The 13,343-nt window shown below is 68.6% G+C and carries 11 protein-coding genes; 6 read left to right on the forward strand and 5 right to left on the reverse strand.

Annotated elements, in window-relative coordinates; all coding sequences use genetic code 11:
- Positions 1-281 precede the first annotated feature (281 nt).
- The 5 genes from ABT093_RS17220 (at position 282) to ABT093_RS17240 (ending at position 6,610) form a co-directional block, all read left to right on the forward strand.
- Positions 282-485, forward strand: coding sequence for a cold-shock protein (locus tag ABT093_RS17220; RefSeq protein WP_344640564.1), 204 nt, complete (start codon positions 282-284; stop codon positions 483-485).
- Positions 486-894: 409 nt separating this feature from the next.
- Positions 895-2,397 carry a DEAD/DEAH box helicase gene (locus ABT093_RS17225; protein WP_350564986.1) on the forward strand — a complete coding sequence of 501 codons (1,503 nt, stop codon included), beginning with the start codon at positions 895-897 and terminating at the stop codon, positions 2,395-2,397.
- 375 nt (positions 2,398-2,772) lie between these two features.
- Positions 2,773-3,636 (forward strand): NgoMIV family type II restriction endonuclease, encoded by an 864-nt coding sequence (locus tag ABT093_RS17230; protein WP_350564988.1) that lies wholly within the window; start codon positions 2,773-2,775, stop codon positions 3,634-3,636.
- 321 nt (positions 3,637-3,957) lie between these two features.
- A complete protein-coding gene (locus ABT093_RS17235; RefSeq protein ID WP_350564990.1) occupies positions 3,958-4,974 on the forward strand; it encodes a DNA cytosine methyltransferase in 1,017 nt (338 codons plus the stop codon).
- Positions 4,975-5,332: 358 nt separating this feature from the next.
- Positions 5,333-6,610, forward strand: coding sequence for a DNA cytosine methyltransferase (locus ABT093_RS17240; RefSeq protein ID WP_350564992.1), 1,278 nt, complete (start codon positions 5,333-5,335; stop codon positions 6,608-6,610).
- Between the two features lie 58 nt (positions 6,611-6,668).
- On the opposite strand, the gene ABT093_RS17245 is transcribed toward ABT093_RS17240, so the two are convergent.
- From ABT093_RS17245 to ABT093_RS17265, 5 genes are all read right to left on the reverse strand, one after another.
- Entirely contained in the window at positions 6,669-7,157 is a 489-nt protein-coding gene (locus ABT093_RS17245) for a very short patch repair endonuclease (RefSeq protein ID WP_350564994.1), read from the reverse strand.
- Complete coding sequence (locus ABT093_RS17250) at positions 7,154-8,113, reverse strand: NaeI family type II restriction endonuclease (protein WP_350564996.1); 960 nt, start codon at positions 8,111-8,113, stop codon at positions 7,154-7,156. Before ABT093_RS17250 ends, ABT093_RS17245 begins: the two co-directional genes overlap by 4 nt.
- Positions 8,114-8,248: 135 nt before the next feature.
- Positions 8,249-10,093: a DEAD/DEAH box helicase gene (locus ABT093_RS17255; RefSeq protein ID WP_350565069.1), complete on the reverse strand. Its 1,845-nt coding sequence runs from the start codon at positions 10,091-10,093 to the stop codon at positions 8,249-8,251.
- Positions 10,094-10,098: 5 nt separating this feature from the next.
- Positions 10,099-11,517 carry a ParB N-terminal domain-containing protein gene (locus ABT093_RS17260; protein ID WP_350564998.1) on the reverse strand — a complete coding sequence of 473 codons (1,419 nt, stop codon included), beginning with the start codon at positions 11,515-11,517 and terminating at the stop codon, positions 10,099-10,101.
- 94 nt (positions 11,518-11,611) lie between these two features.
- Positions 11,612-12,295, reverse strand: a complete 684-nt coding sequence (locus ABT093_RS17265) for a KpnI family restriction enzyme N-terminal domain-containing protein (protein ID WP_350565000.1) — start codon at positions 12,293-12,295, stop codon at positions 11,612-11,614.
- Between the two features lie 266 nt (positions 12,296-12,561).
- Between ABT093_RS17265 and ABT093_RS17270 the strand changes: the two genes are divergently transcribed.
- Complete coding sequence (locus ABT093_RS17270) at positions 12,562-13,299, forward strand: hypothetical protein (protein ID WP_350565002.1); 738 nt, start codon at positions 12,562-12,564, stop codon at positions 13,297-13,299.
- Positions 13,300-13,343 lie beyond the last annotated feature (44 nt).

The following is a 13,343-nucleotide window of genomic DNA, read 5'->3' on the forward strand; positions in this document are numbered from 1 at the left end:
GGGCCTGCTCGCCACGGGTGTTCACGGTTCTTCCGGCTCGGAGCGGCCGTTCGACGGGACGGCGCCCGCGCGATCGGCGGTGAAGCATCCCGCCGCATCGGGTGGCGGCCTGCTACAGTCGACGTAGTTGCAGTAGTGGTTCCCATGAACTTTGTGTGCGCCTGCTCATGTGTTGCAGGCGCATTTTTTGTTCCCCGGCTCTTTCCCCGGTGGGCGCTCCATGCGGTGACTCGAAGCCCGCGCTGTGCGTGCTTCGGACAGTCCCTTGAAGGAGATTTTTGATGGCTAATGGCACCGTGAAGTGGTTCAACTCGGAGAAGGGCTTCGGCTTCATCGAGCAGGAGGGTGGCGGCCCCGACGTCTTCGCCCACTTCTCGAACATCAACGCCAACGGCTTCCGTGAGCTGCTCGAGGGCCAGAAGGTCGAGTTCGACGTCACGCAGGGCCAGAAGGGCCCGCAGGCCGAGAACATTCGCCCGCTGTAGTTCCTCTGCCACGGCACCCGCCCGGCAGCGAGGGGCCCGCACCGCGTACACGCCCGGTGCGGGCCCCTCGGCCATTGCGCCACGGCGCATCCCCCCGGCCAGGCGCATCCTCTGGCCGGGCGCATCCCCCTCCGGCCGTTCAGGCCCCTGGCTCAGCCACCGGCGGCCATCCCCGCGCGGGACGTTCAGCGCCGCGCTCCCGGATCGGTGCCCGCCGTGACAGCTCATGGTTCGAGGTTCTCCGCTCCCGCCCTCCGCGGTGAGCGCCGACCGCAGGTGACCTGCCGCACGGCTCCACCGTCCACGCCCCGCTCGTCACACTTCCGGCCCGTTCCCTTGCGGCTTCCGCCCGGCGCCCCGCGCCTCGGGGCCTTCCCCGTGACGTGCCGCCCCGAGGAAGGTCCTCCGCATGGCCCGATCCAGTCGTTCCTCGTACCACCACGTCGACGTCCGCTCCAGCGGCGCCCGGCCCGCCGACGGTCGGCGTCCCTCCGCCCGGAGCGCCCCGCGAGGCCTCTCCGCGAAGGGTGAGTTCGCGATGCCGGTGAGCACCACCCCGGCACTGCCGGCCGTCGGGTCCTTCGACGAGCTGGACATGCCGAAGGCGTTGCTGTCGGTGCTGACCCGCCAGGGCGTCACCGCGCCGTTCCCGATCCAGGCCGCGACGCTGCCGAACTCGCTCGCCGGCCGCGACCTCCTCGGACGGGGCCGGACCGGCTCCGGCAAGACCATCGCGTTCGGCCTCGCCGTGCTGGCGCGCACCGCCGGGCAGCGGGCCGAGCCGCGCTGCCCGCTGGCCGTGGTGCTGGTCCCCACCCGCGAGCTCGCGCAGCAGGTCACCGAGGCGCTCACCCCCTACGCCCGCGCCGTGCACCTGCGGACGGTTTCCGTGGTGGGCGGGACGTCGATCAGCCGCCAGGCATGGATGCTGAACCGCGGGGCGGAGGTCGTGGTGGCCACCCCCGGCCGGCTCAAGGACCTGGTCCAGCGCGGCGACTGCCGGCTGGACCGGGTCGGCATCACGGTGCTCGACGAGGCGGACCAGATGACCGACATGGGCTTCCTGCCCCACGTCACCGAGCTCCTGGACCAGGTCGCCGAAGGCGGCCAGACCATGCTGTTCTCCGCCACCCTGGACCGCAACGTCGACCGCCTGGTGCGGCGCTTCCTCAAGGACCCGGTCACCCACTCGGTGGACCCGGCCGAAGGCGCGGTGAGCACCATGGAACACCACGTGCTGCACGTGCAGAACACCGACAAGAACGCCACGATCGCCCACATCGCGTCCCGCGACGGCAGGGTGATCATGTTCATCGACACCAAGCACGCCGCGGACCGCCTGGTGGAGGACCTGCTCGCCAACGGCGTGAAGGCCGCGGCGCTGCACGGCGACAAGTCCCAGCCGCAGCGCACCCGCACCCTGGAACAGTTCCGCACCGGCGAGGTGACCGCGTTGATCGCGACCAACGTCGCCGCCCGCGGCATCCACGTCGACGGACTCGACCTCGTCGTCAACGTCGACCCGCCGGGCGACCACAAGGACTACCTCCACCGGGGCGGGCGCACGGCCCGGGCCGGCGAGGCCGGCACCGTCGTCACGCTGGTGCTGCCCAGCCAGCGCCGTGCTACGGCCCGCATGATGACCACGGCCGGCATCACGCCCGTCGCCACCCGGGTCAGCTCGGGCGACGAGGACCTGGCCCGCATCACCGGTGCCCGCGTGCCCACCGGCGTTCCCACCGTGATCGCCAACCCCGTCGTCGAGCGGCCGCGCCGCGGCCCGTCCACGAGCTTCGGCCGCCGCGGACGTCCCGCCCGGACCACCGACGACGCCCGGGCCGCCGCCGGCCGCGACGGTCAGGGTTCCTCCGGCCGCCGCCGGCCGTCCAGGCGCGCCGCACCCGTCGCGTAGCACCCCTGGGCCCGCCGCCCGCCGAGGACCTCCTCCGCGTGGCCCGGCCCGGACGGCAGGAGCCGGTCGGCGCACGTCTCCCGCACGGAGCGTACGAGTCGTTCCGTGCGGGTTGTGGTTGGGCTGCGCGGCTGCCTTCGCGCACCCGCGCAGGGCGTGGCTGGCGGCCGTATGAAGGGTTGCTGACAGCGAACCCGCACGGGCGGCTGCCGACGGAAACCGCTGAGACCTTCCGGTGACGCAGCCGGCGATACTTATCGGGATGCATACGGGGGCGAGCGGCCGCTTTCTCGCACTGCATGCGGGCGCGCCCGTCCCCTTCTCTTCGCAAAAGCAATGGGCTCACTCAAACCGGACGATCTAGGCGGGTCTTGCATGGCAGCGGTACTTACCGAAGCAAGAGCAAATTTTCACAATAATCTCGTCGGCAGGAATACTCTTTCTCTGTCGCGCGATGGCGTGGCTTCGAATGCTGACAGCAGTCAAAATACCAGCAGGGCTATCGCGCTCAATATTGCGCAGGATCTTGGTGCTGAGATTATTCGGGAGAAACTCAAGGGGCAGCGGGCTGGTAAGCAGTTCGAAGAGGCGGTGGAGTCCTTCCTGTCGGACACCTTCCCGGTGTTTCAGACCCTCCGCCCGGGCGGCTGGATTATTGAGAATGTCGGGGGTTCGCGCACCGAGTATCAGATCTCGAAGTATGAGCCATTTTCTCACCTGGCTGCCCTGGCGACTGCTATCGGGCAGGACCGGACTCTGGCCTCGGTTCTGGGAAATTCCTACGAGATTAGCCCCGACATCCTGGTGCTGCGGAATCCCGAGCCTGATGCGGTGATCAACCGGGAGCGCGAGCTCGTTGACACGGAGTCTGGTCGATATGCTGTCATCAGGAGCGCCAATCAGGAGCGTTCCATCGTCCATGCGATAGTTTCATGCAAGTGGACCTTGCGTAGTGACCGTGCCCAGAACGCTCGCTCAGAGGCGCTGAACGTCATCCGGAACCGCAAGGGGCGAACACCGCATATCGCGGTCGTCACAGGGGAACCGTCACCCGCGAGGCTCGCATCTCTTGCCCTTGGGACTGGCGATATCGATACCGTCTACCACTTTGCTCTCCCGGAGCTGATCAGGGCGGTGGAGATGACGGGCAATGACGAGGCAAGCGCAATGCTGCACACCTTGGTTGCAGGAAATCGCCTCCGTGATATCAGTGACCTTCCACTGGACCTGGCTGTATAGACTGCCATGAAGGTGAAAAGGTGAAGTCTGTGCGTTCTCCGGGCACTGGGACGGGCATGTCTGCTGCCGCGGATGGCCTGGCGATATCGCATGGGCCCGTGTGAGGCTCGAGCGGTCCCGCCACGGCAGCTGGATTCCGTCGGGGCCGCCGTGACGGGGTCCTCACGGAGCCGTGCCCGTCTCAGCAGTCGGTTTGGCGGTCCGCACCTGTATGGTCGGGTGGGCTGGGCGGCTGCCGTCTGTGCCAGTACGGCAGGCCGCAGCCCGCCCGCCGTACCTGACCGAGCCACGTTCTCTGTTCCCGTCTGTCCCGGAGGCCTGATGTCCGCCCCCGTCGCTCCTGACATCCTGGACCTGTTCGCCGGGCCCGGCGGCTGGTCCGAAGGCTTGCGCGGTCATCACGGGATCACTGACATCGGGATCGAGTGGGATGCTGCGGCCTGCAGGACGCGGGCTGCTGCCGGGCATCCGACTGTCCGCGCGGACGTCGCCCAGATCGCCACGGCACCGATGGTCGGCCGTATCCGCCGCTTCATCGCGTCTCCGCCGTGCCAGGCCTGGTCCAGGGCGGGCAAGCAGCTGGGGCTCCAGGACCAGCCCCTGGTCCACCAGGCGATCGATGACCTCGCCAGAGACCGAGACACCCGGCCCAAGCTCCTGGCCGCGTGCCAGGACCCCCGTTCCCTGCTCGCCGCCGAGCCAATGCGCTACCTCCACGCCCTGCGGCCAGAGGACGCCGTCATGGAGGAGGTTCCCGATGCCCTCCCGCTGTTCCGCCACTACGCGGAGGTGCTCCGGGGCTGGGGCTACAGCACCTGGTGCGGCAACCTGAATGCCGCCGACTTCGGTGTTCCGCAGAGCCGGCGCCGAGCCATCCTCATAGCCTCACGCCTGCGTACCGCCCAGCCTCCCGAGCCGACGCACACCGAGCACGGCGAGGAGGGCAACCTCTTCGGGGAGTCGCGGGGCCGTTGGGTTTCCATGGCGGAAGGCATCGACTGGGGTGCCACCGACCGGCCTGCGCCCACCGTTACCGCAGGCGGCGGCAAGACCGGTGGCGCGGAACCCTTTCCAACCCAGGCCCGCCGCGCTCTTGCCGAGTCCCGCGACCGCGGATGCTGGAAGAGCCGCAGTACCGCTTCTGATACAGCGCGCATCACCGTCCGCGAGGCGGGCCTGCTGCAGTCCTTCCCCGGGGACTACCCGTGGCAGGGAACCCAGACGAAGCAGTATGAGCAGGCCGGCAACGCCGTGCCGCCACTATTGGCCGCACACGTGGTGGCGGCGGCATTCGGCCTGCCCCAGCCGTCGACGGTGCCGGTGGTGACGGCAGTTTGATGCGGCGGTTCACACGGCCGGAAGCCTGAGCCGGCGGAAAGCCGGGATCAGGGCAGCGCGCATGTCGTTCCGGAGGGCTGTGCGCGTGTCCTCGTTCACATCGGCGCGTTGTGCACGGCGAGGCGGAATTCCGGCCATGTGGGCCGTATGTGTGAGCTCGCAACTACACTGGCCGATCCGCACCGGCCGCTTGTCCCCGGTGTGCCCCGCAGGTGAGGCCTGGTCCGGGCGGGGGATGGAGCGGCAAGGTCATACCCCGAAGGGGAGGTAGCTCATTTGTTCGATATCATTGCTGTTCCTAGCTCGACGCCTTGCGCCTCCCGTCCCGCAGGCTCAGCGCGTGTTGTACGGAGGAAGAATGTCTGCCCTTGAGGTTGTCGAGATCTGTGCAGGAGCAGGAGGGCAGGCTCTCGGCCTCGAACAGGCAGGATTCAAGCACCGGCTCGCAGTGGAGCTCGACCCGAACGCGTGCGACACCCTCAGGCTGAACCGGCCGAGGTGGAAGGTTGCAGAGGGCGATGTCGCAGACGAGTCAGTCTGGACCCCCGAGGACTACGACGGCGTCTCGCTGCTGGCGGGAGGTGTCCCCTGTCCGCCGTTCACCATCGCGGGCAAGCAGCTCGGTGCCACTGACGAGCGTGACCTGTTCGCTTGGGCGGTTCAGCTGGTTAGCCGTGTCAAGCCCAAGGCACTCATGCTGGAGAACGTGCGAGGGCTCAGCGCCAACCGTTTCTCGGCCTACCGGCAGCACGTCCTGGACACGCTCCGCGACTTCGGTTACGTGGGGGAGTGGCGGCTCCTCCAGGCATCCTGGTTTGGGGTGCCACAGCTCAGGCCGAGGTTCGTGCTGGTGGCACTCCAGGACGAGTACGCAGAATACTTCCACTGGCCCGAGCCTCTCCCCGGACCTGAGCCCACCGTCGGCGAGACGCTGAAGGACCTCATGGCAGCCAATGGCTGGGGAGGCGCCGAGGAATGGGCCGCCAGGGCCGACAGCATCGCACCCACGATCGTCGGCGGTTCCAAGAAGCACGGAGGGGCAGACCTCGGCCCCTCCCGGGCCAAGGCGGCCTGGGAATTGATGGGTGTCAACGCCTGGGGTATCGCAGACGAGGCGCCAAAGCCGGACTTCACGCCGGCAGTGAGCAAGAAGGGCGAAGTCAGGGGCGGCCCGAAGCTGACCAGCCGCATGGCCGCGCGAATCCAGGGCTTCAGTGATGAATGGAAGTTCTCCGGGGGGAAGACCACCCGGTACCGCCAGATCGGCAACGCTTTCCCGCCGCCGGTCGCCAAGGAGGTGGGGCTCTCCCTCGCACGGGCGCTCAGGAAGCAGGGAACCCCTCGTGAGCGGGTTGAGACCCCCCACGACCCGGTGTACCGGCTCCTCCGCGGCAAGAGCGAAGCGATGACCGCAGAGCAGATCATTGCCGCACTGGACAAGACTGGTGTCGCCATGGGCATGCACGACGTCGAGCGGCGCCTCTCCCACTTGGGCCGCGACTTCCACATCGAAGTGACCGAAGCCGGCCGGGAGGGCGCCATGACCTACCTGCTCCGCGACTTCAAGGCATTCGTCGGTCAGGAAGGCCACGACCGGCACGAGCTCTTCAAGGCCAACCGGGCCAAGATCAGCTGAGTCTGACCGGCATGCCGCCCGCAGGTATCAGCCTGCGGGCGGCGCGGTGTCGGCCGTCCTACTCCTTCTCCGCCCGCTGCCGCTTCCGCTCGGCGAGCTCCTTCCTCCGGGCCGCGACAGCGGCTACCACTGCGTCTGCGCACTCCTCAGGCGGCTGGTGTGCCCAGAACCGCAGTACGAGCCACCCTTCTCCAGCGAGACGCTCGTCGGTGTCCCGGTCGCGGGTGATGTTCCCGCTGATCTTCGACTCCCAGTACGAGGGGTTGGTCTTCGGCGGAACGAAGTGCTCCGGGCAGCCGTGCCAGAAGCACCCGTCGACGAAGACGGCCACTCGTGCGGGGCGGAACAGAAGATCAGCCGTCCGCCGCATACCGGGCAGCGGCTTGGCCGCCACCCGGTACCGAAGCCCCTCGGCGTGAACAAGGGAGCGCAGCGCTAGCTCGGGAGACGTGTCGCGGCTCCGGATCGCCTGCATGTTGCGGCGCCGGGCAGCCGAAGATGCCCAGGATCCCTCCGGGGCGACCCACGCGGCAGTGTCCGCGCTCACCGTTCCCGCGGCTCCGGGAGCTGCGGCGCCTCCACGACCGGGTCGCTTTCCCGCGCTACCACCCACTCGATGCCCTCCAGCTCCACCCTGCGTGCGTCCGCGTGCTCTCGAGTCCAGGGTGCCAGGCGGACGCTTACGGATTCGCCGGCGCCCGGCACCGGCAGGCCGAGGGCCTGCGCCACCACCTGGTGATTCCCATACTGGCCGAGAATGACGATTCCCTCCGGCCGGAGCGCCGAGCGGGAGCCGCCGTTGTACCTTATGCGTTTCATGAAGTCGTCCTGCTGCGCGACCGTGGCGACTACACCGCGGGAGACGATGCGGCCCTGTGTACGCCGGAACAGCTCATGCACCCGCTGGGTGCCATACCGTGACGCGAAGATCGCGGTGATGTCCTCCGTGGACAAGCGCAGCAGAATGTTCTCGGGGAGCGGCGCATCCTCGAAGAGCCAGTGAACGGCGTTCTTGCGGGCAGCGGCTGTGAGAGACCGCTTGCCGTCCCGGTTTCCCTCCTTCTTGGTGAGCACCTCCTCAGTGACCCGGAACAGCCCTGCAGACCAGCGGCCGATGTCATCACTGGCCCATACCCCGAGACATAGATGCCCCATCGCCTCAGGCGGGATCATCCAGCGGCCCAGGTCCTGGGAATACTTGCAGTCCACCTCGACGCCGTGAATCGAGTAGTCCATCTTGTCGCCGTCCGCGAAGCCGAAGGCACGCTGGAGGTTGATCTCCACAAGAGTGCCGGCATGCGTTTTCTCGGTCTTATGGAGATCCTCCCAGCGGAACCGGCCAGTGTGCTGGCCGTCGAGCAGCATGTCGAAGGTGCGGCGCAGGGCGGAAGCGAAGATCTCGCCGCACGGGTCTGCCGCCAGGATTTCGGTGCGGACGCGGGCCAGTTCCGGATCAGGGGGCATGACCGCGGAGGCGGAAAATAAGGTGCCGACTGACGTCATATCAACTCAATTCTTCTGAACGCTGAACAGGAGAACTCTGACACGCTGTCTCCGGTGTGCGGCCGGGGTCGGATCCGAGGACTCCCCTTGATCCGTACGGCGCTCCGAGGCCCGCCCCGGTCACGGGCCCCGGCCCTAACCCCGCAGTTGCCCGTCCGGCAGGGCCGGGGGTTCGAGGTGGCGCAGGAGTTCACGGATGTCCGCCAGGTCCAAGCCGGCGCTGCTGACGGGCTCTTCGACGAGGTCTGCGAGCTGGCGCACCTCCGGGTCGTCCAGGATGCTGCCCATGAACTCCAGTTTCGCTTCGAGACGCAGCTGAACCACCTCGTCGATGGTGCCTTCCGCGACTAGGACGGTGACCCTCGTCTCGGTTCCGGGGGCCAATCCCAAGCGGTGGATACGGTCGAGGCTCTGCAGGAAACGGCCAGCCATGAAGTCGCGGTCGACGTAGACCGCGTCGTGGCAGACCTGGTGCAGGCTGATGCCCTCGCCCAGGGTGGCCGGGTTGGAGAGCAGCACCATGCAGTCGGGGTCCTCGCGGAACCGCCTGATCTCCTCGTCCCGGTTGTCCGTGCCGCCATGGACGACGGCCGGGGAGTAGGGGGAGAGAAGGTCGGCCAGCGTGGTGATGTTGCGCACGAAGGTCGTCCACACGATCGTCTTGCGGCACGCTGCCGCGTTGGCGGCGACGATCTGGACGGCCTCCTGGAACTTGGGGGAGAGCTCATAGCGGGGCAGGTCGCGTAGGAGCGCGTGGAGAGACTCCCCGGGCGCGGCCTCCAGCGCCGGCACCCGGTAGGCGAGCGGCTCGTGCGGGCTGCTGCCCTCGACCAGGAGCGCCGGGCTGGTTGCGGCCATGAGCAGGCGCAGTGCTGCCCGCCCGAGAGCCTCGATGTCCGCGCGGGAAGCCTCGGCCCGTGGGGAGAAGTTGCCTTTGAGCGCCTCGTAGACCTCCCGGTGGATCGGCGGAAGGCTGACGTACCGGACCCTGGGTTCGAACGGGGGCAGGCCAAGCTCGCGCTTGGTGGTACGGGTGAACAGCGGCCGTAGCACCGAACTGGCGTAGGCGAGGTCGCCGCCGCGTACAGCGTCGGAGACGACGCGCTTGCCGCGGCCGGGCCAGACGAACGACAGCAGGTTCTCCAGATCCCGGGCCCCGTTGGGGGCCGGAGTGCCGGTGAGGATGAGCCGCCGGGTGGCGGTGGGCCCGAGCGCGAGGCAGGCAGAGCCGTATGTCCCGTTGGCGCCGAGCTTCATGCGGTGAGCCTCGTCGAGCACCAGCATCGACGGTGCCGCGCCCAGCCAGGACGCGAGCCCGGGCACGGCCCGGGCCAAGCGCTCGTAGTTGACCAGCAGGACCTCTGCGCCGTAGTCGGGGGTGCGGCCCATGACGGCGATGCGCGGCGGTGTGCGGAAGCAGAGCTGGCTCTCGGTCTGCCATGCTTCGTAGGCGGACTTGGGTCCGACGACCAGGAGCCGCTTGGCTAGGCCCTGTTCACGCATGGCGGCGTAGACGGCGAGTGAAACACGGGTCTTGCCAGCTCCGGGGACACTGAAGTTCGCGCCGTGCCCGAGTGACAGTAGTTGCGCGGCATCGCGGAGCTGGAAAGGGGTGAGGTCTCCGGTCCAGCTGTCGCCCAGGAGACCTGGTACGTCCTCCGGCGCGACCGCGCCCTGGAGGGTGTTCGTGTCGCTGCGGAGGGTCTGCTCGGCCCGCTCGGCGTCGTCGAGGACGCCGGTGACGAGCCGGACCAGCGCTTCCTCCCATTCGACGCCGTCGTGGCGCCAGGAGCCGAGCTCGATGATGCGGTCGAGGAAGTCGTCGAGGTCGAACTCGCCCACCAGCGGCCCGCGCTGGCCGCCGGGGGCAATACGCGCGGCGAGGTCCGCGAAGTCCTGCTCGTGCCCGGGCGTGGTGCGCAGGACGACACGGGTCCGCGACACGTCGAACGCGATCCGCAGCGACGGATCGGTCTGGATCTCCGTCACTGCTGCCTGCCCACTGCCCTGTTGAGCCAGGTCAGGCCGTCCCCGGGGAGCGGCACGCTCTTGCCTGCCTCGACTGCCACGCGCTCCATGATGGTGCGCAGCTGCAGCAAGGCGTCGTCGAACGCCCCTTCGTCCAGGCTGCCGTTGCCGCGAGCGAGGACGAGGTCGGTCACACACTGCTCCAGATCCTTGCAGGCATCGGTGACGCGGTCGGGGGCGGCGAGGCGCTTCTTCCGGAGCCGGAAGTCCTTGCCGGCGAACTCCAGTGCCTCGTTGAAGATCTTCCGGGTGCGGTCGTAGACCTCGGCCGCGGCCGACCGCTCCTCGGGGGTCACGGCGGTGCCGGCTGCTTTGACGGCCTTGGCCTGCAGGAGGGAATCGGTGAGGGCCTTGGCCGCAGCGACGCTCGCACCGGCGGCTTGGACGGTCCGGCCGAGGCCGGGGATGGCTACCGCCGCGGCCGTGCGGGCAGCCGGGGCGGGCCTGAGATCTGCGGGCAGCCGCTGGTCCAGGAATCGTTCCTGGAAGTCGGGCTGGATGAACCGGACATCCGTCTTGGCGAACTCCAGCACGATGGCCGCGAGCCGTGCCTCCTTCAGCAGGTCGGCACCCTCCCGGTTACGCGCCGACTCAGTGTTGTAGGTGCGGTAGAGCTCGAAGAACCGCTCCTTCGCCTCTTCGAAGTCCATCAGCCGCAGCGAGACGGTTCCAGTGGCGCTACGGCTGATGAGGTCCCGGAGCTGGGACAGGATCCACAGGTCGCGGTCGCAGGCCGGCGTCGTGGTGTGGAAGTTCTTGGCGATCCCCGACAGCGGCTTGCCGAGCGCCACCTGCTCCTCCAGGGCGAGCAGGTGGTTAATGTAGGAGTAGTTCCGCCGGGTGTCCGGGCGCAGCTGGAGGGAGAGCTCGACGGCGTGGATGTCGCTCCACTCGCAGCTCTCCGGCAGAACGCCGACCCGCATGCTGGTCTCGCCGAGCTCCTTGAGGGCAGCGCGGCGGGTGTTGCCATTGACGAGGATGCCCTCGTGCGTGATCAGTCCGGGTTCGTTCTGCCGGTACTCGCGCAGGCTGTCCGTCAGTTCCTCGAAGGCCTTGTCCGTTTTGGAAGGGTCGGCCGGCAGGGCCTTCAGCAGGTGGTGGAGGTAGTCCTGGCTCTCCGGGCTCCAGGGGTCCTCGCTCAGAGACCGGTCCCGGGCCGGGTCGTAGGCGCGCTGAGCGCGGATGCGGTGCGTGCCGGGGTTGTACCGCAGGACCTCGACCGGCATGTCGATGACCTCGACATGGGCGGGCTTCCCGCGCCACTCGACGGTCAGCGTTTCCGGGACCCCGTTACCGTTGCGCAGCTCCTTCAGCCGGTGGGCCACGAGCTCGCGGTTGCCGGCGGCTTCGTGGGGCTGGCCGAAGTCGATCAACACGTGTGTGCTCCTTCGTGTGTGTGAAAGCGATGCAGATACTGCCAGGGCCGCGAGAGGGACAGCACGGGGCGTTCCGGTGCCGCTCGGGGTGGAACTACGGGAGCATGTCGCGGACGCTGGTCCGCGCCGAGGCCGGCAGGGTGCGGTAGACGCCCCAGAGCTTCTCGACCTCATTGAAGCCGCGGGCGTCCTGTTCGATCCAGGCAGAGAGGATCTTGCGCTCGTAGGCCGAAAGCTGCGCCAGGGCCGACGCGAAGGCGCCCAGGTCCGCGGCGGCGTCACGCCCTCCGACACGGCATCGGTTGCACTCGGTGACGAGCTGTACTTCGGTGCCGCCGCCGGGCAGGGCGACCGGGCGTCGGGCGATGTCCAGGTGAGAGGTGGCGCCGTGTCCGTCGGCGTACTCCTCACCGTTGCCGATGCCGCACGTTCGGCACAGGAAGTTGTCCTTCAGGAGCACGGCGCGGCGCTGTACTGCTCCCACGGATTCGGTAGCCTTGCGGCTTCCCAGACCGGGCTCCCACACCGGGACCCCCTGCTTCACGAAGCGGTGCTCGCTGGGGTCGAGCCCCGGGTCCTCGCGGTTGGTGTCGATCTGCCACTCGTGGTCGCGAAGCTCCCTCATGCGGCGGTCCACCTGGCTGACCCCCTCGAATGCGGTCCGCAGCTGCTCCTTGGTGAACACGTTGCCGAGTCCGATCTCCTGCACCAGCCACAGCGCGACGCGCTTCTTGGTGCCGAGTGCCTCGTCGGTCCAGGACGGGATTGCGACCACCATGCTCTTCGGGTCCTCTCGTGTACAGCGCAGTGACGGCCCTGGTGGGCTGCCAGCGTTCCGGTTCCGCCTGCTCCTCAAGCGAAGCGCACGTCCCGGGGACATGGGAAGGCTCCCCCTGTCCCTCGGTGTCCCGCTTCGCCCGGTGTCCCGCGGTGTCCCTGTCGAGCCGTAGGATCGCTTGACTGTCGTAGGCGTTTGCCAAGATGGGCTGACACTTTATTGACCCCCCTAGCTCCGGGGAGCACTCCTTGCCTCCACGCGGTCAGATGAAGGCCCTGCCACTCACCATTCCCCCGGCACGCCGCGAACTCGCCCAGGCGGTCCGCACCCTGCTGGACGCCACGGGCGGGTCGCTCCGCGGCGTCGCAGGCCAGATCCACAGCTCCCGCTCGGCCCTCCATCGGCTAGCGTCGGGGAGCTTCCTGTTTCCCGACGCGGACACGGTCCTCAAGCTCCAGCGGCTCGCGGAGCACAAGGCCGGTGCTGAAGTAGTGGCCGTGGACGACCTGCGGAGCCTCCTGCAGCGCGCCTCGGGCAGGCATGAGCCCGTTTCCGCCGCCAGCAGCCAAGCCGCAGCCGACAGGCCGGCCGCCGACGCCCTTGATGGCACGCGTAGAGGGACGCTGGCGGCGCTGGAAGGCGGGACCGGCGCGCCGCCCGTTGCGCCGGTCCCGCCCGTGGAAGGGGACCGGCGCAACGGGCAGATCGCGGATCTGCACTGGCCCGTCGACGAGCTGGCGCTGCACCTGGACAGCGGTCGGTACGAGCATGCCATCGGCATGCTGGAGTACGCCGGCGGCGAGGCGCCTGCGGTGGAGTCCGCCGCCGCCATCCAGGCGTGCCGTAGCCGGGGCCTCACCGAGGCGGTCGACACGCTCCTCCGAAAGGTCGTGAGCCGGCCCGATGGGGTCGTCCTCGCAGTGGTTGGTCACCTGATGGACTCCGGTAGCCACGCGGACGCCCGGGCACTGATCAGCTGCAGCACACACGCACAGGCGGCGTGAGACGTTCTGATGGTTCTTCCCGGGCCAGAATGCTTCTGGACGAT

This window comes from Kitasatospora sp. NPDC002551, assembly GCF_040296005.1.
Lineage (GTDB): Bacteria > Actinomycetota > Actinomycetes > Streptomycetales > Streptomycetaceae > Kitasatospora.